Source organism: Granulicella paludicola (assembly GCF_025685545.1).
GTDB classification, from domain to species: Bacteria; Acidobacteriota; Terriglobia; order Terriglobales; family Acidobacteriaceae; genus Granulicella; species Granulicella paludicola.
Genome location: NZ_JAGSYC010000024.1, coordinates 192902 through 216785, shown reverse-complemented (window position 1 = coordinate 216785; position 23884 = coordinate 192902). Strand labels below are relative to the sequence as shown.

Annotated in this window: 21 protein-coding genes; 11 read left to right on the top strand and 10 right to left on the bottom strand. The window is 60.1% G+C overall.

The genetic code is table 11. The annotated features are described in order from the left end of the window. Positions 1-77 precede the first annotated feature (77 nt). Complete coding sequence (locus OHL14_RS10315; protein ID WP_263379261.1) at positions 78-515, top strand: cupin domain-containing protein; 438 nt, start codon at positions 78-80, stop codon at positions 513-515. A gap of 63 nt (positions 516-578) precedes the next feature. Here the strand turns inward: OHL14_RS10315 and OHL14_RS10310 are convergent, their stop codons facing one another. Together OHL14_RS10310 and OHL14_RS10305 are read right to left on the bottom strand one after the other, a co-directional pair. Next, positions 579-884: a YtxH domain-containing protein gene (locus OHL14_RS10310; protein ID WP_263379260.1), complete on the bottom strand. Its 306-nt coding sequence runs from the start codon at positions 882-884 to the stop codon at positions 579-581. Between the two features lie 406 nt (positions 885-1290). Next, positions 1291-2037 carry a uracil-DNA glycosylase gene (locus tag OHL14_RS10305; RefSeq protein WP_263379259.1) on the bottom strand — a complete coding sequence of 249 codons (747 nt, stop codon included), beginning with the start codon at positions 2035-2037 and terminating at the stop codon, positions 1291-1293. 549 nt (positions 2038-2586) lie between these two features. Between OHL14_RS10305 and OHL14_RS10300 the strand changes: the two genes are divergently transcribed. The 4 genes from OHL14_RS10300 to OHL14_RS10285 all read left to right on the top strand — a co-directional run bounded on the left by OHL14_RS10300 (position 2587) and on the right by OHL14_RS10285 (position 7542). Continuing rightward, positions 2587-3810 carry an alkaline phosphatase family protein gene (locus OHL14_RS10300; protein ID WP_263379258.1) on the top strand — a complete coding sequence of 408 codons (1224 nt, stop codon included), beginning with the start codon at positions 2587-2589 and terminating at the stop codon, positions 3808-3810. Positions 3811-3843: 33 nt separating this feature from the next. After that, a complete protein-coding gene (locus tag OHL14_RS10295; RefSeq protein WP_263379257.1) occupies positions 3844-4224 on the top strand; it encodes a hypothetical protein in 381 nt (126 codons plus the stop codon). A gap of 13 nt (positions 4225-4237) precedes the next feature. Further along, positions 4238-5770 (top strand): hypothetical protein, encoded by a 1533-nt coding sequence (locus tag OHL14_RS10290; RefSeq protein ID WP_263379256.1) that lies wholly within the window; start codon positions 4238-4240, stop codon positions 5768-5770. A 206-nt stretch (positions 5771-5976) separates the two neighbouring features. Continuing rightward, positions 5977-7542: a B12-binding domain-containing radical SAM protein gene (locus OHL14_RS10285; protein WP_263379255.1), complete on the top strand. Its 1566-nt coding sequence runs from the start codon at positions 5977-5979 to the stop codon at positions 7540-7542. A 53-nt stretch (positions 7543-7595) separates the two neighbouring features. Here the strand turns inward: OHL14_RS10285 and OHL14_RS10280 are convergent, their stop codons facing one another. The 7 genes from OHL14_RS10280 to OHL14_RS10250 form a co-directional block, all read right to left on the bottom strand. Continuing rightward, positions 7596-8444, bottom strand: coding sequence for a hydroxypyruvate isomerase family protein (locus OHL14_RS10280; protein WP_263379254.1), 849 nt, complete (start codon positions 8442-8444; stop codon positions 7596-7598). 38 nt (positions 8445-8482) lie between these two features. Beyond that, positions 8483-10486 (bottom strand): ATP-binding protein, encoded by a 2004-nt coding sequence (locus OHL14_RS10275; RefSeq protein ID WP_263379253.1) that lies wholly within the window; start codon positions 10484-10486, stop codon positions 8483-8485. A gap of 77 nt (positions 10487-10563) precedes the next feature. Beyond that, on the bottom strand, positions 10564-11082 hold the full coding sequence (locus OHL14_RS10270; RefSeq protein ID WP_263379252.1) for a CAP family protein: 519 nt from the start codon (positions 11080-11082) through the stop codon (positions 10564-10566). Between the two features lie 8 nt (positions 11083-11090). Continuing rightward, the gene (locus OHL14_RS10265) at positions 11091-11543 is read right to left on the bottom strand and encodes a DUF1569 domain-containing protein (RefSeq protein WP_263379251.1); all 453 of its coding nucleotides are present in this window, start codon (positions 11541-11543) and stop codon (positions 11091-11093) included. Between the two features lie 136 nt (positions 11544-11679). Further along, positions 11680-12555, bottom strand: a complete 876-nt coding sequence (locus OHL14_RS10260) for a lipase family protein (protein WP_263379250.1) — start codon at positions 12553-12555, stop codon at positions 11680-11682. Between the two features lie 189 nt (positions 12556-12744). Continuing rightward, positions 12745-14007 (bottom strand): DUF6807 domain-containing protein, encoded by a 1263-nt coding sequence (locus OHL14_RS10255; protein WP_263379249.1) that lies wholly within the window; start codon positions 14005-14007, stop codon positions 12745-12747. Then, the gene (locus OHL14_RS10250) at positions 14000-15364 is read right to left on the bottom strand and encodes a Gfo/Idh/MocA family protein (protein WP_263379248.1); all 1365 of its coding nucleotides are present in this window, start codon (positions 15362-15364) and stop codon (positions 14000-14002) included. The genes OHL14_RS10255 and OHL14_RS10250 overlap by 8 nt, the downstream gene beginning before the upstream one ends. 178 nt (positions 15365-15542) lie before the next feature. Here OHL14_RS10250 and OHL14_RS10245 point away from each other — a divergent pair, with 178 nt between their 5' ends. The 6 genes from OHL14_RS10245 (at position 15543) to lon (ending at position 23500) form a co-directional block, all read left to right on the top strand. Beyond that, on the top strand, positions 15543-16355 hold the full coding sequence (locus tag OHL14_RS10245; protein WP_263379247.1) for a c-type cytochrome: 813 nt from the start codon (positions 15543-15545) through the stop codon (positions 16353-16355). 129 nt (positions 16356-16484) lie between these two features. Then, positions 16485-16919 (top strand): DsrE family protein, encoded by a 435-nt coding sequence (locus OHL14_RS10240; protein WP_263379246.1) that lies wholly within the window; start codon positions 16485-16487, stop codon positions 16917-16919. A 288-nt stretch (positions 16920-17207) separates the two neighbouring features. Then, positions 17208-18599 carry a trigger factor gene (gene tig, locus OHL14_RS10235; protein ID WP_263379245.1) on the top strand — a complete coding sequence of 464 codons (1392 nt, stop codon included), beginning with the start codon at positions 17208-17210 and terminating at the stop codon, positions 18597-18599. A 200-nt stretch (positions 18600-18799) separates the two neighbouring features. Beyond that, positions 18800-19390 carry an ATP-dependent Clp endopeptidase proteolytic subunit ClpP gene (gene clpP / locus OHL14_RS10230; protein WP_263379244.1) on the top strand — a complete coding sequence of 197 codons (591 nt, stop codon included), beginning with the start codon at positions 18800-18802 and terminating at the stop codon, positions 19388-19390. 216 nt (positions 19391-19606) lie between these two features. After that, positions 19607-20893 carry an ATP-dependent Clp protease ATP-binding subunit ClpX gene (gene clpX / locus OHL14_RS10225; RefSeq protein WP_263379243.1) on the top strand — a complete coding sequence of 429 codons (1287 nt, stop codon included), beginning with the start codon at positions 19607-19609 and terminating at the stop codon, positions 20891-20893. Between the two features lie 183 nt (positions 20894-21076). Further along, complete coding sequence (gene lon, locus OHL14_RS10220) at positions 21077-23500, top strand: endopeptidase La (RefSeq protein ID WP_263379242.1); 2424 nt, start codon at positions 21077-21079, stop codon at positions 23498-23500. Positions 23501-23568: 68 nt separating this feature from the next. Here lon and OHL14_RS10215 read toward each other — a convergent pair whose 3' ends face one another. After that, entirely contained in the window at positions 23569-23715 is a 147-nt protein-coding gene (locus tag OHL14_RS10215) for a lmo0937 family membrane protein (protein ID WP_263379241.1), read from the bottom strand. Between the last annotated feature and the right edge of the window lie 169 nt (positions 23716-23884).

The following is a 23884-nucleotide window of genomic DNA, read 5'->3' as shown; positions in this document are numbered from 1 at the left end:
AGGAAAACGATTCACAGCAGATACGCCCCGATGATCTTCGTCGGGGCGTATCGTTTTGAGCGGAGGTTGTTCTGCTTATGGATCGTCGTGAGTTCTCTGTCCTGCTGCCTGCGTTGTTTGCTGCTCTCTTGCCTGAAGGTGCTGCAGCTCAAGAAACAAGCCTGCCTGAGATCGTCTCCGGCGTTTATCCGCCGGGAAAGCAGAGCGGATCGAACGGACATACTTCGCACCGCTATCTCGCGGGGATGTTGAAGGCTGGGAATATTCAGCTGGAGATGCATGAGTCGACGCAAGAGCCCGGAGCCGTCCATGAGCCGGTCGGAAAGCATCTGCACAACGAGATCTGGCTGGTGCGCGAAGGACTCTGCGAGCTAACGACGAACGGCGTATCGCGAATGATGCATCCGGGAGATGTCGGCATCTGCTGCGCGGGCGATCTGCATTACATTCGCAACGCAGGAGACACACAATGCAGCTATTTCGTGGTGACGGTTGGACCACCGGAGCAAAAATAAACCCGCTACTTCCGTAGCGGGCTTCTTGGAAATTCCATGAACCTGTTTGTCGGTTCTGGAATGTCAGATGAGTTTGGATACTTGGCGAGTTGCCTTGGTGGCGCTTTTTACTACGCCATTGGCTACGTCGACGACGCCGTCGAACTGGTCCTTGCTGGCTTCGATAAAGCGTTCTGCTTCCTTGCCGAGGCGCTCAGCCTGATCCTTGAGATACTCCGCTGCGTCCTCTAGCGTATCGCCGAAGTCTTCGAAGTTGCGCTTGAGCTTCTTGCGGGTTACGGTTCCGGTTTGCGGGGCATAAAGCAACGCGATCGCACCACCTGCTGCTGCTCCAATCGCCAACGCTGTCCAAAAGTGCTTGCTTCGCATAGAACTTTCCTCCTTCGCTTTCATGACATAGGACTCAGATGGGAGCGTTGAGGTTTTCTGAGGGGACGCAGAAATCCGGACCGAGTTCCCCAATTCACCCATAGGTCAGCCCTGCGGTATTAATTGACAAGTCGATACTATCGCCTCCTGTGACCCAGCCCCTTCCGGAGACTAAGTAGACACAGAACCGAGCAAACTCCAAAAACAGCAATTCCTTCCCAGCCTTTCTCTTTGTTGATATGCCGGATCATCAGGAGGTACGCTGCGCAGCTAACCATCAAGAGGGATAGCAACAGGGCAAGGACGCCCCACACCACCTTCAAGGCTCTTATCATGCCGAATATGCTATCGCACGATGGAGTCGTCCGACTTTGATTGAGATAAAACAAGTCGGCGAGATGAGGGGTTAACCAAGACCGGCGAGTTCCAAAGCGCGGACGAAGATCTTCGCAAACATGGGCCGATTCAGCCGCCCGGTGTTCGTGTTGCGGGCGGAGGGATGATAGCTGCCCAGCAGGAAGGTGCCGTCGGGGAGTCTGTATTCCGCGCCGTGGGTGAAGTGGTAGGCCGAGCGACGCTCAATCGTTCCAGCGGCGACCAGGTGAGCGAGAAAGCCGTCCCAGGCGATCTTGCCGAGGCAGACGATGACGCGGATGTGGGGCATGGCGGCGATCTCAGCCGTGAGGTGCGAGGCACAGTTGCGGATCTCCTCGGGGGTAGGCTTGTCGCCAGGAGGAGCGCAGCGAACGACGGAGCCGATCCAGGCTTTGCGCAGCTTGAGGCCGTCGTCGCGGCTGATGGCTTTGGGTTGGGAGGCGAGGCCCAGTTCGTGGAGGACGTCGTACATGAAGTTGCCAGCGGCATCGCCGGTGAAGGGGCGGCCGGTTCGGTTGGCTCCATGGGCTCCCGGCGCGAGGCCGACGATGCGGATACGAGCGCGGGGGTCGCCGAAGCCAGGGACGGGTTTGGACCAATACTCCTGATCGCGGTAGGAGGCACGTTTCACCACGCCAAGGTTCTCGCCGTAGGCGCGGAGACGCGGGCAGCGGGTGCAGGCGACGATGTTCTCGTGGACCTGCTGGAGGACGGGGAGAGCAAGTTTTGCGGGTTCGGTGCGTTTGCTGGGTCTTTTGGTCTGGAGGGTCGAAGCCATAGGTTCCTGAGAACGATGATACGGGGAACGCGGTCCCTGCACGACGGAGTGGAGGGGACGGGATTTGAAGGGGGTAGGGCAGGTTCCCTGCGGGAAGGATAGATAGAAGAGGCAAGGGGAAAGGCGAAGGCGAAGGAGAAGGCAAAGGCAAAGGCGAAGACAGAAGCAGATTCCCTGCGGGAATGACAAACAAGAGAGGCAAAGACAAAAGCAATGGCAAAGACAAAGACAAAGACAAAGACAGAAGCAGATTCCCTGCGGGAATGACAAAGAAAAAGAGGCAAGGGCGAGAGCGAATGCAGATTCCTTCGCTGCGCTACGGAATGACAAAGAAAAAATGCGAGCGCGGTGGTATAGTTCGGGCATCGATTTGCTGCGTGGCTGACGCCCCGAACGTGTGTTTGCTCCGGGCATGTTTCAGGAAGCTCTCGAGCGTGTGTTTGCTCCGGGCGTGGCTTAGAAGGCTCCCGAACGAGGTGAGCTCCGGTGATCGATCTTCGGGCCAGATTTCAATTTCAGACACTTTTCAATTCTGAGAAGGCGGTCCCCATGCCCCCTGGAATCGACGCTTTGAAGCATGTCGTCGTGCTGATGCTCGAGAACCGTTCCTTCGACCACATGCTCGGATGCCTGAAGGCGAAGCATCCGAACATCGATGGTCTGAACGGGAACGAAGCCATTCCGGACTCGACGGGAGCGATGATCCCGGTGCAGGAGCTTGCCGAGTTTCGCGGCCAGCTGCTACCGGACCCGCATCATGATTTCGCCTCCGTGGACGCTCAGCTGTTCAATGGGGTGCGGGGGACGAATCGTACGCCCACGATGGACGGCTTTATACGGATCTACCAGAAGCAGCAGCAGCCGGATGTGCCTTCGTCGCACCGGATTGTGTATACGTTCAGTGAGGATGGAGCGAACAACCTGCCAGTGCTGCACACGCTGGCGCGAGAGTTCATGGTGTTCAACCGCTGGTTCGCATCGATCCCAGGGCCGACGCTCTGCAATCGGGCGTTCGCGCACTATGGGTCGTCGTTCAACAACGTGGCGATGAACGTCTTCTATGTGAACCCGAAGTTCAAGAGCATCTATGAGCGGTTGGTGGCAGGCGGACGCACCTCGAAGCTGTTTTATTTCGACGCGAACAGTTCCACGCTGGAGGTGGTGAACCTGCTGCAGAATGAGCAGATTCTGTTTGGGACCTTCGACGATTTTCTCAACGCCTGCGACACGAACACGCTGCCGGATTACAGCTTCATCGAGCCGAACTACAAGGACCATCCGTCAGCTGATGGCACAGGCCAGATCCTGGCGACGGACCAACATCCTGACAATGACGTGCGTGCAGGCGAGAGCTTTATCGCTGATGTTTATAACCGCATCCGCTCCAACCCCAAGCTATGGCCCAACACGGCGCTGCTGGTGGTGTACGACGAGCATGGTGGGATCTACGATCATGTGCCGCCACCGAACCTTGACCCTTCGCGAGTGGATAAAGAGTTCACCGCGCAGCCGGATGCGACCGGCACGCCGGAGCCGTTCCACTTCGATCGGCTGGGAGTGCGGGTGCCTGCGATTTTGGTAAGCCCGTGGGTGCAGGCAGGTTCGGTCTGCAACGAGATCTTCGAACATGCTTCGATTCCAGCGACGCTGACGGAGCGATTGCTTCCCGGGTTCGACAACTCGCAGCGTTCCGTGCGGGAGGCCACGGCGAACACGTTTCTGCAATACCTGACGCTGGATACGATGCGCACGGACTGCCCGGACTTCGGGTGATCAAGGCAGCGACGTAAAAGGAGGCACATATCGATGGCGACAATTCTGCGGCACCCAGTTCCTCCCGAGTTTTACGACCCAGACCGACCTCTCAACGATCTGGGGCGCGACCAGTTGAGGCACTTCGTGCATGTGTTCAGCCGAATGCCGGAGAGCCAGCGTGCCGGGCTTGTCGAACCTTCGCCGGAGGATGGCATGGCTTCGAGCCGGTTTATCGCGGAGATCACGACGCGGATTCTGGCGGCACAAAAGAAGCCGGCTAAACCGATCGTGATGCTTCAGAAGCAGAAGCAGAAACCAAAGCCGGCGGCCGGGCTCGCACTTGCGGCAGCCGGGACAAAGAGCAAAGCGAAGAAGGCCGCGAAGAAGGTTGTGAAGCCTGCCGCGAAGCTGAAGGGGCCCAAGTCAAGGTAAGGAGCCAGACGCGATGAAGATGCTCCCGTATGCCCGTCGCATTGCCGCGAGCTTATACCTCTGTTTGCTGCCGTGCGTGTATGCGCAGACTGTCCCGCTGCCCGACGCGCCGCAGCCGGTCGCTGCGGATAACCGCAATCCCAATTTATGGCATAACCTCCAGCGCGACTGGGTGCAGGAGCGCGTGAACCTGGGCGCGTGCAAGGAGGGATTGAAGGGGATTTCAGGTTGCGGAGAGACGCTGCTGACGGGGACACCGTTTCACATTGCTGTGGGCAGCCTGGCTCCTCAGAACGGGATTGCGGCGGGGCTGGCGTTTGGTGATGTGTATCACCCGACCTATTGCGCGTCGTTGCTTGACTTCACCGATCCGCCCGCTGCTGGTACGCGCAACGCGTGTCATTGGTCGTTAAATATGAGCGCGCAGGGGAGCGCGAGCGGGAACGGGTCGTGGCGGGCAGGCGGGTATGTGACGGCTGCGCGTATCTCGAGTCATCGGCCGGTGGCGACGGCAGGCGGACCGCAGCGCGGACTCTGCGGGGTGCCGCGCCTGTTTACGCGGCCTTCGCCGACGGTCGGGCTGTACTCGGAGGGTGACTCGCTTAACCGGGTGTACTTCTACGGGCTGGGACCGGGAACGCTTCCCGCAGGGCAGACGGTGTTTGGATTGACGGAGAATGTCACGGGGATCGATGCAGTGATTCCGATCTCTTCGGGATGGCTGGGCGATTGTGGCGTGACGCTGCAGGGCGCGGTGAACGGACGCTATGTGGCGACACGCGGTGGATACGGCCAGACGAGTCCGTCCATTGAAACGCTCTATACCCCGGCCAACGCACCGGGGATTGCGTCGGCGGATGGGTTTGTGCAGACCGAGGAGGGTATGCATCTGATCCCTCCGTTTCCGGCTGCGTTTCCGCTCAAGATCGACTACCTGACGAAGTTTCAGCAGTTCGTGGCGGCTTCGGATTCGCGGTATACGTTGCGGCGGTACACGGCGGACCTGAACCACCGGCTGACTTTGTATAGCAAGGATGTCGGCAAACCGCCGAGGCCGCCGCTGCCGGGGATGGGGCCGATGCGGACGATACCGCCGATTGCGCCGACGCGGGATGTGACGGGCTCGATTACAGCGCGGCTGCTGATTGAGGGCTCGGTGGCGAACGCGGGGCACGTGGTTCCCTTCTACTTCGATCCGACGATTGGGGGGTCGGATTTAAATGGGCAGTCGCTGCTTGCGAGCTATCCGGACTATCGGTTTCGCGCTCCGAATCTGCTGCTGATCCATGGGGCCTTCGAGCATAGTTTGGGGCGCGTTCCTGTGGGTGTGCTGCTGGCGGTGGATGAAGGAAAAGTCGGCCTGCAACGGAACGACATCAGCTTTACGCACCTGCGGCACAGTTATTCTGCGGGGATTACACTGCACGCGGGCGGGCTGCCGGTGGTGAACCTGCTGTTTGCGTGGGGTGGGAAGGAAGGGCATCACACGATTGTGGGGATTGATCCGAACCTGCTGGGGGTTTCTACGCGGCCGTCGCTGTTTTGAGCGGGAACGAGCAGCAGTGGCTCGGGTGACGACGTTGGTGATGGGCTGAAACGAGGGAGATCCGTAACTCTGTCCGGTAGCGGACGAGCGTATGATCAGGCTGTCTGCGGTTTTCAGATCTGATACGCACAGACATAGCTTTCATCCCTCTGGGAGATCGCCCGTCAATGGGCCCAGTGATCCTGCATAAGGAGCCTGGGCATTCCATGGCTGTACATCTCATTAATCCTAGCGATAATTCTTTTGGAACAGCGGTGATTACGCCGCGGTGGCTTTTCGTGCTGGCGGCGGCTACGCCTGCGTCCTTTGGCGATCCGATCCTGGTGGATGAATCGATCGAGGCGCTCGATCCTGCGACGATCGCTCCGGGCGATGTGGTGGGCATCAGTGTCCACACAGGCAATGCCCTTCGAGGGTACGAGGTCGGACGGCTGGCGCATGAACGTGGAGCTACCGTTGCGTATGGCGGCATCCATGCGACGTTGTTTCCAGAGGAGCCGTTCGATCGTGGCTTTGCGGACCATGTGGTGAAGGGCGATGGCGATATCGCGTGGGGCCGGCTGCTGGTCGACTTGCAGGGCGGCATGGCGGAACGGATCTATGAGGGCGGCAAGATCGAGGGCGATGAGTTTCTTTCTGCGCGCTGGGACCTGATGCAGTCGGACAAGTACATGTGGGCTTCCGTGCAGACGATTCGCGGATGTCCGAAGCACTGTTCGTTCTGCTCGGTGTGGCGAACGGATGGGCAGAAGCCGAGGCAGCGTTCGTTTGAGCGGGTGATCGACGAGATCATCGACCTGCGGCGCAAGGGGTTTCGGTTTATCGCACTGGCGGATGACAACTTCTATCCGGTGACGCTGACGGACCTGCGGCTGGCGCGGGAGCAAGGCAATGCAGAGAAGCTCGAAAGCCTGATGGCTACGCGCAACGAGCGCTTTCTCCTGATGGCGGAGCTGGCAAAACTACCGAAGGACATGGTGTTCTTTACGCAGATCACGATGGAGTCGGCCGAGGATGGCGAGTACCTGGATGCGATGCGCCGCGCTAACATCAAGGGTGCGTTGGTGGGTGTGGAGGCCGTGACGCCAGAGGGATTGAAGGCTGTTTATAAGGACTTCAATTATTCCGGCGACCGCCTGATCGAGCAGTTGCAGATGTTCCGCAAACACGGGCTGCATGTGCTTGGATCATTCATCTTTGGACTGCCGACAGACAAGCCGAGCACCTTCGATGCCACGGTGGAGCTGGCGATGAAGGCGGATGTCACGTTCGCGCAGTTTGTGATGATGACGCCTTTCCCAGGCACTGTGGACTTCGGCCGATGGGAGAAGGCGCAGGAAGAGAAGGAAGTCATCGAGGGTGTCGGCGGTGTGCCACTGACGCGCTACTGGCTCATTCCGACAGCGGTGCGACCGAAGATGTTTACGCCGCACCCGACGATGGAGGCGGCGGACATCAGCCGTCGCACGCAGGCTGTGTGGGACCGCTTCTATGAGTTTGGAGCGATCTGGAAGCGGTCAGCCTGTACGCCGACGTTGAAGGCACGATTGGCATTTGTGCTGCTGTCGAAGCTGTACCGGCAGATGTATGCAGGCACAGGCATTTCGACGGATAGCGCACGCCGCAAGAAGGCGAAGGTTTCGGCACGCTGGCTGGCGAAGCAGACGCGGAGGATCTTCCAGGCAAAGCCGATGCCCGAGTTGATGTATCCGGAGTGGACACCGCGAGCGAAGGCTCAGCCGGTGTTGGTGCAGCTGAATCCTGCGGGGTAAGTTCGTATCATTCAAAATAGAAAGCCCCTCGTGGACGCGAGGGGCTTTCTGTTTCAGAGGTAGCGCTGAGCCTCTTCGCGAGCATTGCGGAGTGTGGCGACGGGATCGTGCGTGGGGTAGAACTCCATCGCTAGATAGCGGCTGTAGTGGAGGCGGGCGAGTTCACGATAGATGTTGGCGAAGTTGATCTCGCCGGTGCCGGGTTCGTTGCGGCCGGGGACGTCGGCGATGTGGATGAGGCCGATGAGGTCGATGTTCTTCGTAAGCTTTTCGAGGAGGTTACCGTGATCGCGCTGCTCGTGAAATAGGTCGTAGAGGACCTTGAGATTGGGGCGGGCGGCAGAGCGGACGATATCGAAGGCGTCGGCGACGGTGCTGAGGTAGATGGTGGGGTTTTCGAGCCGGTCGATGGGTTCGATGACGATCTCGATGTTGTGTTCGGCGGCGAGCTCGGAGGCTCGTTTGAGATTATCGATCGAGGCCTGGCGTTGCGCGGCTGGCGATACCGAATCGAGGAGTTTGCCGGAGAGCAGGATGATCTGCGGGCAATTGAGTGCGCGCGCCCAGCGCAGCTGCTCGGTGAACTGCTGCAGAAAGAGAGTGGACTGGTCGGGGAGAGCGAAGCCGGTGTCGACGCCGCTCATGGAGTCGACGGTGAGGTGGAGTTCCTGGAGGCGGGCGTTGAAGCGTTGCGTATCGGTGGGTGACCACTTGTGGAACTCGCCGACTAGTTCGACGCTCTGATAGCCAGCCTGGGAGACGATCTCAAGGCAGCGATCGAAGGGCAGCTGGCGGGCCAAGGCCCAAAGCATGACAGAGAAGCGCGGCTTTGGTGATTGCGCGAAGGTTGTGGGGGCGAGCGCGGCGGCGGTGAGGAGCTGCGCGAAGGTGCGGCGATTCATGCGAGATTTCTCCGCAAGCATTGTCGCATCGCGGCGTATCAGCTGGCGGCGTCGAAGGGGAGGAAGAGGGTGAAGACGGTGCCGTGAGCGGTCGGGTTCTGCGAGCTGCGAACGTGGATGGTGCCGTTGTGGCGGTCGATGATTTCTTTGCTGAGCCAGAGACCGAGGCCGGTGCCGTTGATACCCTTGGTGCTGAAAAAGGCTTCGAAGAGGCGCTTGAGGACCTGGGGGGAAATGCCGGAGCCGGTATCGGCGACGGTGAGGAGGAGGCCGTGCTGGCCGGTCTTCCACCGTGTGGCCTCGCGGCTGCGCAGGAGGAGGCGACCACCGTCGGGATGCATGGCATCGATGGCATTGGCGACGAGATTGCTGAGCACCTGGCGGATTTCGCCTTCGAAACAGATAGTGGGGCGGTCGGCACGTTTACGCTTTTCGACCTGGATGTTGGAGTTGATGAGCTTGCCCTGATAGAGCATGAGGGTTTCGCTGAAGAGCTCCGTGCAGGTGACGAGCGAAGGTCGCGTGGTCTGACGATGGAAGCGGAGCGTCTGATTCGTGATGGCGGAGACACGTCTAAGTTCGCGTTCGGCCTGCTGCAGATAGCTGTCGAGACAGCTGGGCTCTGAGGTATGGCGCGCGAGGTAAAGTAGATTCGTGACGGCTTCGAGTGGGTTGTTTATCTCGTGCGCGATGGAGGAGGCGAGGCGACCGACAGCGGCAAGCTTTTCATTCTGCAGGACGGCAGCCTTGGCGTGTCTGAGCTTGGTGACATCACGAGCGAAGGTGACGATGCCGTCGGCGCTGGGGTATACCTCGATCCCGATGGTGAAGTTGAGCGGGTCCGGGTAGTCGGCCTCAAAGGCGCCGGAGATGCCTTCATACATGGCGCGGTTATAGTACTCGACGAAGGGCGAGCCTTCGTAGACGGCATCGGGAAAGGCCTCCCACAGATTGCGACCGAGGAGATCCTTTGAGGAGCCGAAGAGGCGCTCGGCGACGGGGTTGAGATAGCTGAAGACCCAGTCGCGATTGACGCTGACGACGGCATCGCTGGTGGCGGTGAGTACGCGATTGAGGATGGCCTCATTCGACTGCAGGGAGATGCGGGTGCGCTCGAGTTCGTCGATTTCGGTGTTGGTGCCGGACCAATGGAGAACGGTGCCAGCTTCGTCGCGAATGGGGACGACACGGGTCATGAAGGAGCGAAAGATGCCGTCCGCGCCGCGAAGAGGAAAGACCATTTCGAAGGGCATGTGTGTCTTGATGGAGTAGGTCCAGCGCTCGACGACAGTGGGAAGAACGGCGGGGTCGTGGACGGACTGCCAGCCCCAGCCCTGCATGTCTTCGTGTGTGGTACCGGTGTACTCATACCAGCGGCGGTTATACCAGGTGATGTAACCGTCGGCGTTGGCGATCCAGGCAAGGGCTGGAAACGTGTCGACGAAGCTCTGGAGCAGGTGTTCGCCTTCGCGACGCAACCGATCGGCGGTCTCTGTCTGCGCGATGGAGGATTCGAGGCGGGAGATGGTCTTGCGCTGGTCGAGAAGAATGAGGACCTGGCGGGCCAGGGCTTCGAGCGCGGAGACCTGGGCTGCCGAAATATGACGAGGCTCCGTATCGATGACGCAGACGGTGCCGAGGACATGGCCATCCCGCTCGATGATCGGAGCGCCTGCGTAGAAGCGGATGTTGGGATCGCCGAGGACGAGCGGATTATCGCGAAAGCGGTCGTCCTGGGTAGCGTCTTCGACGACGAGCGTCTGCCCTGTGACCAAGGTGTTGGCGCAGAAGCTCTGCGAGATGGGGGTTTCGCTGACTCCGAGGCCGCGTACAGATTTGAACCACTGCCGATCGCGATCTACAAGAGCGATGAGAGACATGGGGGTGCCACAGATAAACGAGGCAAGCTCAGTGATGTCGTCGTAGTTCTGCTCAGGGAGCGTATCGAGGATTTGGTATTCGTGGAGCGCACGGAGACGTTGCTCTTCGCTTTCGGGCGAGAGGGTGGCTTCGCTCACACCGAAGAGAGGGCCGGAGGACATAACAGATTATTTTCTCACGCGAATATTGATGCGATGAAGAAAAGGTTTGACGGGTAGGAGGTCAGGGTAGAGCGAGACTAATAGGGCTTCTGGCCCATGTAGTTGCCGGGTGGGTCGTACTCGGCAACGATGACGACGCGGCCGCTGGGGCAGGTGGCTCGGCCCATGCCGATCTTTGTGGTGTTACGCCAGACCATCTGGGTGTAGTGACCTGCGTCGTACCAAGAGTTTTCGGCGAGCGGACCGTAGTGGAACTTGGAGATTTCGCTGTACCAGTCCTGCGAGGCGTCGACAGCGGTGAAGGCGCGACCGGAGCCGCCGAAGAGGTTTTCGCCGTAGTGGCCACCGACGGTGTGGACGAGGTCGCAATCCTGATCAGCGGCGAGGTGGTCGGCCCAGCGCTGGGCCACTGCGGCGAGATCGGTGGACCAGGTGAGCGGTGGCGCGCCAACGTCTTGGCGCTTGGCGTTGTGGAAGGCGAGAGCTTGTTGCGCGTCCTGGATGTTGACGTGCGAACCGGTCGCGGGGATTGTGGGCTGCTGCGCGGAGAGTGGCAGAGCGAGAATAGCGAGAGCAAAGAACGTACGTGGACCCATGACTTCGATTAGACGCCAAACTGGCGGAGGTGGTGGTCAAGGTGTTTGTACATCCATGCTGACCACTCTTCGGGGGTGAGCGCACCGAAGAAGGCATGAGGATGGTCGGTGCAGCCAGCAGGGCCGGCTGCGGCGAAGCGGTCAATAAGCTGGAGGAGCTGCGCGCGCTCGGCGTTGAAGTCGCGAGGGTCCTCGATGGCGAGGCCGGGGATCGTCGGTGAATTGCGGCGCATCGGGACTTCGTCGAAGAAGGCTTTGGACTTAATGAACCGGCCGAGGAGTCGACCGATGGCCATACGCTTCGGCTTGCGGTCGCCGAGCGCGAGTTCCATGCTGGCGGCGCAGTGGGCGAGCATCTGTGCCGCGTTCATCTTTCCCCAGAGACGCGGCATGTCGGGCTGCAGATGGTCGAGGCGCGGCTTAAGCTCTTCTACGTGGGTTAAGTCGAAGAGATTTTTCATGTCGATCCAGCCTAGTGTGCCGAAGCGAGAATGGGAAGCGGACCGTGGATGAAACTGTGCTGACCCCGAGATGCAGATCCTTCGCTGCGCTCAGGAGGACAAGGCAAAGTCAGGAGGACAAGACAAAGATTGGATATCAGGTGCGGAGACCGGAGACGGCGGAGACGTAGTTGAGGCAGGTGTGATCGGCGAGATCGCGGGTGGGGACGGTGCCGGGATGGCCAAAGTAGCGCTTGAGGTAGTCGGCTACGGCGGCGAGGCGGTCCGCTTCGATGACGGTGGCTGAGGGGTTGGGTGCGATGCTTCCGTGGCGGTCGATGTAGAGCGGGTCGCCGATGTGCTGGTAGTCCATGAGCCCGAGGGGGATGCGGGTGATCACGTCGCAGCAGTCGACATAGCGATGGCTGAGGGCGATGGGGATGGTGGCGGCGAAGGCGGCGTCTCCGCAGCGGGGCGAGCCGAAGGTGTACAGCTCGGTGTTGGGGCGGGTGACAGCTAGGTCGCTGGCGAGCAGGGTGGCGAGGCCTGCTCCGAGGCTGTGGCCGGTGAGGAGGAGTCGGCAGTTGACGCTGGCGAGGGCTGCGTCAATCGCGGGGCGCACGTTGGCGAGGGCCTCTGAAAAGCCGCTGTGGACGTGACCGCCGCGAGGCCAGGGGGTGAGGTGGAATTTGATGTCGGTGAGGATGTCGGAGGGGTCGAGGGCGTCGGTGCCACGGAAGGACAGGATGGCGAGGCTGTGGTCGTCCTTGATGGCGAGGAAGCAGTGGGTTCCGCGATTGTTGGGCAGCCCCTGGGTTTCGAAGAAGCTGACGTGAGAGAAGCCGATGCGGGTGAGAATCTGAGTGATGCTGGCTTGCGGCAGGGCGTAGTCGGGCGGGGTGTGGCAGTAGGCGAGGCGGGTCATCTCGGCGCAGAGAGCGGCTTCGGTCGCGGGGTAGCCGAGGGGGAAAAAGTTGCCGCGCTGGCAGGGATAGATGAGGTCGATGCGGGTGGGGGTGTAGGGGATGGACATAGGGGCCTCGCACTGTGATCAGGGGCCCGGGAAGATGGTGAGTGTAGCAGAGCGAGGCGGGGATTGAGGAGATATTTCCACCGAAAGGTGCGGAGAGGCTGAAACGGTCGCGCGTCTTAACGCGTGATACCCACCTTAACCGACGATAAAACTGTCGGCGAAGATGGGGCACACAGCGGAAAGATTTCGCTACTTGTATTCGGCGGCGAAGGCGTCGGCTTCATGGTTCATGGTGGCGGCGTCTACGGTGTGGTCGAAGATCTCAATGCGGTAGCGGAAGGTGATGGAGTTCCCTTTCGCGATCGAGAGTTTGAAGGGCTGCTGCTTGGGGTCGAAGATGCTGCGGCCCAGCGGATTGGCTGCAAAGAGGCCGTAGCCACGGGCGTGCCAATAGGTGGGGTAGCCGGGATTCTTTGGGTTGTCGATGACGGCGATGGTGTCGGTGTGGTTCGCGGGATTGTGGCCGGAGAGGATGCACCAACGGCCTCGGGTAGCCCAGACCTTGGGCCCTTCGATGCCTTCGCTGGTGAGGTAGACGCCGGTGGCGTCGGGGCTGGCGGCCTTGGTGTTGGTGGGAACGCCGTTGGCGTCCATGAAGGTGCCGGACTTTTCTTCCGGCGACTCGAGCCAGCTAGCGACGCGCATGCCGAGCAGGCCTTCCTTGTCGTCGTTGAAGGTGACATCTTCAAGCGCCTTCAGCGTGATGAGAAGGTCGATAGTACGGACACCCTTATTTGCCGAGAAGACGTAGTGCGCTGTTTCGTCGAGGATGCGGGTGCCCTTGCCGGTCGTCCAGTGCGAGGTGGCGATAAGGTCGCCCTTCTTGCCGGATTTGGCCGAGACGATCTCGTCAGGGATGACGGTGCCCATCTTCTCTACGTTGGCGGCGGGGATGGCGTCGGAGTTATTCCAGAAGTCGAAGCCGTTGGCGTTGCCGTAGTTGAACCAGAGGCCAGCGTGGTGAGGATGATCGACGCGCTCGTTGGGCCGCGGCTGCAGCGGATAGCCGCGGGTGACGGTGACGCCGTCGGAGTCGATAAGCGGGTAGAGAACGGGCTTCTTCAGCGCCTTGGGATCGGAGAGATCGGGCCAGAGGTAGCTGGTGAAAGGTTTGCCATCGACGGTGATGTCGACGCGGCGGTGAGATTTGTCTTCGGTGAGCTTGACGGACTGAGCTGTGGCGATGGTCGCAGTCAGGACGAGGAGAGTGGCTGCGGCGAAAAGCCAGAGCGCAGCGCGTTCCAGTTCGCGTCGGCTGCGCTCAGGGTTGGGCGTGAAGGAAGCTTCGTTCAGAGTACGAGCAGGCGAAGACAGGGGTCTCTCCCCTGCCGCTTCGTGGCGCTTCGCTTGCTCGGGGTTCGGTCGAGAGGACAAATGCGGGGTAGTTTCAGAAGCAGGTCCTTCGCTGCGCTCAGGATGACAACTGCTGAGGGACGTGGCGAGATCAGGCATAGACCTTGCCTCCGACCATCACCTGCTGCGTTTTATCGTCGAAGGTGACCTTCTGGCCAGTCTGGATGGCAGCCACGTTCATGCACAGCGCGATGGAGTGGCTGTAGCCTGCTTCGATGCTGGCGTTGGGCGTTTTGCGGCTGCGGACGCACTCCATCCAGTTCAACATGTTGGCGCCGGTCTGCGGGTCCTTGCCGGTGTTGGCATCGTTGGAGGTGGCAGCAGCTTCGCCGAGCGACATGCTCTTGAGTTTGTTCTCCTTCATGCCCATGGCGGCGGCTTCCTTGGCGGAGAGGCCACCTGTGTCAGTGACGGTCTGCTTGTCCATGTCGATCATGCCGCCGTTGGAGTAGTAGAGCTCCTTGACGCCGTTCGCCGAGTTGGTGAAGCGCGAGGTGTACTGCACCTGGAACCCCTTGGTGAGATCGTCGAGCGGGCCGTAGTCGAAGACAGCGGTCATCGTGTCCCAGTTGGTGCGTCCGTCCTTCCAGTGGTAGATGCCGCCGTTGGCGACGACCGAGCGCGGGTGTGGCAGGCCAGTGAACCAGTGGACGGTGTCGATCTGGTGGACGAGCCACTGGTCGGGGATACCGGAGGAGTAGGGCCAGAAGAGGCGGAACTCTAGGTACTTGCGGGCATCGAACTTGTCCTTGATGACGCCCATGCAGTAACGGTGCCAGTCGGTATCCTGTTCTTTGAGGAGCGGCACGACGTCGGGGCGACGCCAGCGGCCGGGCTGGTTGACGTTCCAGCACATCTCGACCATGACGATATCGCCGAACGCGCCGGACTTGATGTACTCGGCTGCCTTCATGTAGCTGGGCGTGGAGCGGCGCTGGGTGCCCACCTGCACGATCTTGCCGGTCTTGTGTACGGCGGCGCGGAAGTTGCGGGCGTCTTCCATAAAGTGCGCGGTCGGCTTTTCAACGTAGGCATCGCGACCGGCGTTGACGGCTTCGATGCCGCAGCGGGCGTGCTGGAAGTCGGCAGTAGCAATGACGACGGCGTCGATGTCTTTGCGTGCGTAGAGCTTGTCGGTGTTTTCGACAGGTTCTACGTCAAAGCCCGCGACCTTCTTGATGTAGTCCTTGCCTTCTTCGCGGCGCTTGTTCCAGATGTCGCAGACGGCGACGAACTCGAAGTTCTGGGCTTTGGCGTGCTCGGCGAAGGCGGGAATGAGGGACTGCTTCATGCGGTCGCCGCAGCCGACGACGGCGGTGCGGACGCGATCGTTGGCGCCGGGGATGGCGGCGTAGCTGCGGGCGGTCCAGAGCGTGCTGGCAGAGATGGCGGTGGCAGCGAGCGCGGCGGTGGAGGTCTTCAGGAACTCGCGACGATTGGTTGGTTCGGGTGCCATGGTGGGGTCTCCGTGGGAGGTAGCCGCAATCGGGCTGCTCGAAGTTCGAACAATTTGCTGGCGGCAACTTATAGCACCGGGCTGCAATGGATGACAAGTGCTGAGAGCGGTCTGACCGGATCTGCGCGTGAATCCGGGCGGAGATCGCTACAATTGGTAAGACTTCCCTGCTTCGACAATGAAACGAGCTTTGCCCATCACGGTTGCTGCGCTGATCCTGCTGATCTACATGGGAGCGATCGGGCTCGGGCTGCTGTTGCGCAACCAGACGCTGCCGTGGACGCGACCGGACGCGGTGAAGGGGCGAGCGTGGCGGATGGGCAGACTGGGTGATCTCGACGACGGGCAGCGTGCGGATGTTGAGTATGGGCGACGGCTGTTCAATGAGACACCGGTGTACGGCGCGGCCTACACGAAGTCGCGGATTGCCTGCGGGAGTTGCCACCTGGGCGGCGGAACTGCCCCGTATGCGGCACCAGTGGTGGGATCGGAACAGGCGTATCCGCAGTTCAGCAAGCGGGCCGGGCGGAAGGTGACGCTGCAGGATCGCATAGAAGAGTGCATGACGCGGAGCGAGGATGGGACGCCGCTGCCGGCTGATAGCGCGGAGATGAAGGGGTTGCTGGCATATATTCGCTGGCTGTCCGAACCGCATGTGGACGAGGCAAAGTTTTCGGGACGCGGACTGTGGTTGCTGCCCGTGCTGACGCCCGATCCGGAGCATGGAGCGGAGATCTATGCCGTGCAATGCGCGGGGTGCCATGGAGCGAATGGCGAAGGCGCAAGCAGACCGTATCCTCCACTGTGGGGAGCGGACTCGTTCAATGACGGCGCGGGGATGGATACGGTTCCGAAGCTGGCGGCGTTTGTTCATGCCAATATGCCGGAGACGCGCAAGGGAACGCTGAGCGCGCAGGAGGCTACGGATGTGGCAGCGTTTATCAAGGCGCAGCAGCGACCGAAGTTCAATGAGGCGTATGCGAAGTTCTAGGTTCGGTGGATGAGGGTGCATCCTGCGAATCCACGTCCGAGAATCCGGACATAGGGCACCCAGAGTGCGGTGTGGTCGCGTGATGTAGGCTAGTGGGATTCCAGCCGAAGGTTTCCAAGGAGAACGACGATGAAGAGACGGAGTTTGCTGCTCGCGGTTTGCATGATGTTGGTGGTCGGCCTGGTGCCCTCGTTGAAGGCACAGAGCACCGGCAAGACGCACAAGGTGGTGTTTGGCGTGACCTCCGGGGATGTGGCTGACTGGAACCTGACGCTGGGGAACGCGCGCAACCTGATCAATGGCGTGAAGCCGGACGCGACCGAGGTGGAGATCGTGGCATTTGGGCCGGGGATCAACATGATCAAGGGCGATTCCGCCGTGGCCGAGGACATCAAGAAGCTGCAGGAGATGGGCGTGAAGTTCATGGCCTGCCAGAACGCGATGCGGGCTCACAAGCTGGAGTTGAAGGACCTGCTGCCTGATATGGTTCCGGTGCCTGCCGGGATCGTTGAGGTGGTGGAGAAGCAGGAAGCTGGCTGGGTTTATATCAAGGGTGGTCGGTAGGTAAGCATCCTGCGAAAGATGCAGATTCCTCCGCTTCGCTACGGAATGACAAGATTAGAGTTTGTCATTCTGCAGCGAAGCGGAGGAATCTGCATTTAGTCACCATCGGGCTCCGTTTGACCCATGCCTCATGGCCTCGTATCCTTATTGTTGGCGCAGTGCAGACCCTGGCTGGCTTCTTCTGAAGAGGAGAGCCTCAGCGGACAGGGATCGGCGCAAATTCCTAGTCGCCCACGACCTTTGGAAGGCATCACATTGACCCCCACCGAGACAGTTAACGAAGAGACTTTGGCAACGACGACCGAGCACACGCAGGACCATGACCATGCCGGTCACGATCACGACCACGCCGGGCATGACCACGAGCACCATCACCATGGACCAGTGCTGAACCCTGAGCTGACGAAGACCATCAGCGTCGAGGCTCCCGAGGAAGAGGTCGCCAAGGCCTTCCAGCAGGTGACCAAGCGCTATACGAAGATGGCCCGCATTCCGGGTTTCCGCGCTGGCAAGGTTCCCCCGACGTTGATCAAGAGCCGCTTTGCGCGCGAGCTTCGCCAGGAGGTTCTCGAGTCGCTGGTGAGCGAGAAGTTCCGCAAGGCCCTGCAGGAGCAGAACGTGCAGCCGGTGAGCGAGCCCCAGCTGAGCGAGCTGCAACTGGCAGAGGGTCTGCCACTGAAGTTTACGGCGACGTTCGAAGTGCTGCCAACGTTCGAGGTTCCGGGCTATGACACAATTTCGGTCGAGAAGCCGGATACCGCGCTGACCGATGAGGATTTTGAAGCCGAGTTGAACAATGTGCTCGACCACCACGCGACAGTGGAGACGGTAGAAGAGGACCGCCCGCTGGTCGATGGCGACTGGGCAGAGATCGGCTTCAAGGGCCAGCTCCAGGAGCTGGCATCGGTTGTCGGCGAAGAGCAGGCACCGAAGCCCGAAAACGAGATCACCGGCGAGGATGTCATGATCCAGGTCGGCGGCAAGAACACGCTGCAGGCGTTCACGGAAGCTCTGCGCGGAGCGAAGGTTGGCCAGGAGCTGAGCTTCGAGGCGACCTACCCCGCTGAGTTCGGCGATGACCGCCTGGCTGGCAAGACCGTGGCCTACGACGTGACAGTGAAGGCGATCAAGTCGAAGAGCTTCCCGGAGCGCGACGAGGAGTTTGCCAAGCAGCTTGGACCGTACAGCGACTGGAACGACTTCGAAACGAAGCTGCGTGAGCGCGCCCAGAGCCGCAAGGCCGACGCGATCAAGTCGCAGGCCCGCGACAAGATGCTCGACGAGCTGGTGGCGAAGTACAGCTTCCCGGTTCCCGAGACGTTTGTGCAGCAGCAGGTGGATGCTCGCCTGGAGCGCGGTCTGCGTGCGCTGGCACAGCAGGGCATGAGCTCGGATGCGATGCGTCAGTTGGACTTCGGACGTCTGCGCGAGGCGCAGCGCGATCAGGCCGTCAACGAGGTGAAGATCTCGATGATTCTGGACAAGGTGGCGAAGGCCGAGAACATCGAGCTGTCGGACGAGGAGTTCGAGCAGGAGCTGCTGATGATTTCGCTGCAGGCCCGCGAGCCGATGGAGCAGCTGTACAAGCGGCTAAAGGATGAGGGCTCGCTGCCGCGGATTCGTGAGCAGCTGCTGCGCGAGAAGACCGGCGCGGCGCTGTACGAGAAGCTGGCTGGCTAGGTACGACACGAAAACTGAAGACCTGAGGGCAATTTATCCACCGCGGAGAAATTGCCCTCAGCGGCTTAAGCCGTATTCTTGTGGCAGGCATATATGGCACGGCTGAAGCCGTGCCCCTTCAAGCAGGTGCAAAGCAGATTCCCTGCGGGAATGACAACAAGAAAGACAACGGCAACAGCGTTGCAAGAAAGAGAGAGCCAATGGGACTGATACCGATGGTGCTGGAGCAGACGAGCCGTGGCGAGCGGTCGTACGACATCTACAGCCGTCTGCTGCGCGACAACATCATCTTCCTGGGAACGCCGATCGACGATAACGTCGCGAACCTGATCATCGCGCAGATGCTCTTTCTCTCTGGCGAAGACCCAGAGAAGGACATCCAGCTGTACATCAACTCGCCGGGCGGATCGATCAGCGCCGGACTTGCGATCTACGACACGATGAACTACATCAAGAACGATGTGGTGACGTTCTGCATCGGACAGGCGGCGTCGATGGGCGCGTTCCTGCTGATGGCGGGCAAGAAGGGCAAGCGGTTCACGCTGCCGAACTCGCGCATCCTGATCCACCAGCCGTCGATGGGCGGCCTTGGCGGACAGGCGACGGACATCGACATTCACGCGCGCGAGATTCTGCGTATTCGTGAGCTGACCAACAAGTTGATGAGCCAAAGCACCGGCCAGCCGCTCGAGCGCATAGAGCGCGATGTGGAACGCGATTTCATCATGACCGCTCCGCAGGCCAAGGAGTACGGCATTATCGACGACATTATCGATCGGCCGCGCGTTTAGTAACCCACGGGCCCTGCATCGACCGCTCTGGCGGATCGGTGCAGGGCTTTTTGCTGCCATTTTCGAGCCAGGTATCACCCGCGATACGGTACTGCCTTGATCTGTGCCGCATTACTTTCGTACATCCGTAAGGGTTGACTGCGGGTGTAAACTTGTCTTGTTTCTGCCGTATGACTCCGTTTATGCGGCAGCGGCCACAAAGGAGTTCAATTGTCTATGAAGACCTCCAGGGGCCCGGAAGAATCTCTCCGCTGCTCGTTCTGCCACAAGTCTCAAGATGCGGTCGCGAAGCTGATCTCGTCACCCTCAGATTACCCACGCGCGTATATCTGCGACGAGTGCGTTGCCGTCTGTAATTCGATCCTTGAAGATGACAAGGGAGACTCGCAGCCAGGAGCAGCTCCCGCGCATCTGCCGAAGCCTGCTGAGGTAAAGACGTTTCTCGATGAGTACGTCATTGGGCAGGACCAGACCAAGAAGAAGCTCGCGGTGGCGGTGTACAACCACTACAAGCGGATCCAGATGAACCGCACACGCGGTAACGACGTGGAGATGGCGAAGTCGAACATCCTGCTCGTTGGGCCGACCGGTTCGGGCAAGACATTGTTGGCGCAGACGCTGGCTAAGATGCTCGATGTGCCGTTTGCGATTGTGGATGCGACGACGCTGACTGAGGCCGGCTACGTAGGCGAAGATGTGGAAAACATCATCCTGAAGCTGCTGCAGGCTGCGGATGGCGACGTGACACGTGCCCAATCGGGAATTATCTACATCGACGAGATCGACAAGATCGGCCGCAAGGACGAGAACCCGTCGATTACCCGCGATGTGAGCGGTGAAGGCGTACAGCAGGCGCTGCTGAAGCTGCTGGAAGGCACGATTGCGAATGTTCCGCCGCAGGGTGGACGCAAGCACCCGCACCAGGAGTTCACGATCGTCGACACGACGAACATTCTGTTCATCTGTGGCGGAGCGTTTGTGGGACTCGAAAAGGTAATTGGACGTCGCGTCGGCAAGAAGGCGATGGGCTTCAAGGCCATCGGCGAGGTGCAGGAGGGCGAGACCGTTACCCCGATCCGTGCCCAGCGCGATACCGAACTGCTGCGCAAGGCTGAACCTCAGGACCTGCTGAAGTACGGTCTGATCCCGGAGTTCGTGGGACGTCTTCCGGTGCTGGGTATCCTCGATGAGCTGGATGAGGCTGCGCTGATCGACATTCTAACGCGACCTAAGAATGCGCTGCTGAAGCAGTACGCCCGGCTGTTCGAATATGAGGGTGTTAAGGTTACGTGGACCGATGACGCGGCTCGTGAGATTGCTCGTGAGGCTCTGCTGCGCAAGGTTGGCGCTCGCGGCCTGCGCATGATTCTGGAAGAGCTGATGCTGGATTTGATGTACACCATCCCTGGGAACACGAAGAAGGTGAAGGAACTGGTGATCACCGAAGAGATGGTGAAGAACCGCGAGATCACGATTCCGGTGGTTCTCGAAAAGGCCGGCTAAGACAAACGTTAGCGCAAAGCAGTGAGAGTAAAGCGGGTGGCCTGAAATGGTCACCCGTTTTTCGTTGCGCGCAAAACAGTGCAGTCTGCGGCGCGTTTCCCTGCCCTGCGACGGGTACAATTTCGTTCAAGCCATGACCGCGCATCGTAGAGCTGTAACGCGCGTCTAATCTTGGGAGACATAATGACCAACGACGAACGCGATCTACTGACTGGCGCCCAGCGCAAGCTCCCGATGATGCCCATCCGCGAGATGGTGATCTTTCCGCACATGATGGCCCCGTTTGTGGTGGGTCGAGAATCGAGCGTCCGCGCGCTGGAAGAGGCGCTGAACGGCGACCGCAAGATCTTCCTCGCAGCTCAGCACGATGCGTCTGTCGACGAGCCGACGGGGGACGACATCTACACGGTCGGTGTGATCGGCAACATTGTGCAGTCTGTGCGTATGCCCGACGGCAACATCAAGGTGCTGGTGGAAGGTGTGGAGCGCGCAAGTGCGACCGACATTAACGACGACGATGGCTTCTTTGTCGCTACGGTGCGGGTGTCGCAGGTGGAGCTCGTATCGACGCCACAGACCGACCAGCTGGTCGCGCGCGTGCACCAGTTATTTGAGCAGTACGGCAAGCTTCAGCAGAGCCTGAATCAGGAGAGTGCAGCGGCCTTGCGTACGGATGACCCGGCGAAGCTGGCCGATGTGATCGCCGCCAACCTGCCACTGTCGATCGAAGAGAAGCAGCAGATACTCGAAGTGTTCGATCCCGAGATTCGCCTATCGCGGATTGCGGACACGCTGGACATTGCCATTGAGAAGCTGAACATGGACCGCAGCATCCAGAGCCGCGTGAAGCGGCAGATGGAGCGCGCGCAGAAGGAGTACTACCTCAACGAGAAGATCAAGGCGATCCAGAAGGAGCTTGGTCGCGGTGAGCGCAGCGAGTTCGACGATCTGAAAAAGAAGATTGAAGAGGCCGGGATGACGGCCGAGGTGAAGGAGAAGGCTTTGCAGGAGCTGAAGAAGCTCGAAGCGATGCCCCCGATGTCGGCCGAATCGACAGTGAGCCGCAACTACCTCGACTGGCTGCTGGCCGTGCCGTGGAAGAAGAAGTCGAAGGAGATTCGTTCGATCGAGAACGCCGAAACGGTGTTGAACGAAGACCACTACGGGCTGGAGAAGATCAAGGACCGCATCCTCGAATTTCTCGCGGTGCGCCAGCTCGTGAAGAATCCCAAGGGTTCGATTCTCTGCTTTGTCGGACCTCCGGGCGTTGGTAAGACCTCGCTGGGCATGAGCATCGCGAAGGCGACGGGCCGCAAGTTTGTGCGCATGTCGCTGGGCGGCGTGCGTGACGAGGCTGAGATTCGCGGACATCGCCGTACATACATCGGAGCACTGCCTGGCCAGATTATCCAAAGCATGAAGAAGGCCGGCACGAAGAATCCGGTGATCATGCTGGACGAGATCGACAAGATGGCCTCGGACTTCCGTGGCGACCCTGCGAGCGCGCTGTTGGAGGTGCTGGACCCGGAGCAAAATAACAGTTTCCAGGACCACTATCTCGATGTGGAGTACGACCTGAGTCAGGTGTTGTTTGTGGCGACAGCGAACGTGCTGCACACGATCCCCGGCCCCCTGCAGGACCGCATGGAGATTCTGCGCCTGACCGGCTATACCGAAGTCGAGAAGCTCGAGATAGCGAAGCAGTATCTGGTGAAGAAGCAGCTGGAAGGCACAGGCCTGAACGGCGAGCAGATCAGCTTTACCGACGATGCGCTGCGCGACGTGATCCGCTACTACACGCGTGAGGCTGGCGTTCGTAACCTCGAGCGCGAGATCGGGAACCTCTGCCGCAAGATCGCGCGCAAGGTGGTGAAAGACGGCAAGTACGTTGAAGCCGTCACCAGTGAATCGCTTGAAGGACTTCTGGGTGTGGCACGGTATCGCGACAGCCAGGTGCAGGAGAAGAGCGAGATCGGCCTCGTCACCGGGCTGGCCTGGACGGAGATGGGCGGATCGATCCTGCAGACCGAAGTGCAGGTGCTGGACGGCAAGGGCAAGATGACGCCGACCGGGCAGCTGGGTGATGTGATGCAGGAGAGCGCGCAGGCGGCGCTGACTTGGATTCGTTCGCGGTCGCAGCACCTGGGACTTCCCAAGGACTTCTACCGCAACATCGACATCCATATCCATGTGCCGGAGGGAGCGATCCCGAAGGACGGACCTTCTGCTGGCATCACGATGGCGACGGCGCTGGCGAGTGCTTTGACGCGCATCGAGGTTCGTCGCGATATCGCGATGACGGGTGAGATCACGCTACGCGGCAAGGTGCTACCGATCGGGGGCTTGAAGGAAAAGCTGCTGGCGGCTCATCGCGCCGGAATCCGCGAGGCGATTCTGCCAGCGGACAACAAGAAGGATCTTGCCGATCTTCCCGACCTGATCAAGAACGAGATGAAGCTGAACTGGGTGGAGCAGATGGATGAGGTGCTGGAGATTGCGCTGGTCCGGAAGCTGCCCAAGCTGGCGGAGGAGACGCCTGAGGTTCTAGCTTCCGCGACGATTCCCCCAGTGGCGCAGCCAGCTGCGACGAACGTAGCCCATCAGTAAGGACACATGGGTATTAAAACGACGAGGCCGAGCCAGCAATGGCTCGGCCTTTTGTCGATTGGACCTGATCAAGCTCTGCGGCCGCTGACGAAATTCATGATCAGCGAGATCACCGCGAAGACGATCAGGATGTGAATGAGGAAGCCTGTGACGTGAAAGGCAAAGAAAGAACCGCCCCAAACGAGAAGCAGAATCAACGCGAGCAAAAGCCACATAACGATCACCTGTGCGAAAAATTGGAAATACGTAAACCATCACATGAGAGACCTTCGGGGCTGCCTGCGTTGTATGGATCTCAAAATATGTCGCGCCCAGGTTGGAATATCAAGAGTTGAGGCTGTTCGCATACACTATGGGACACAGCGCAGACAGACGTTTTCTGCT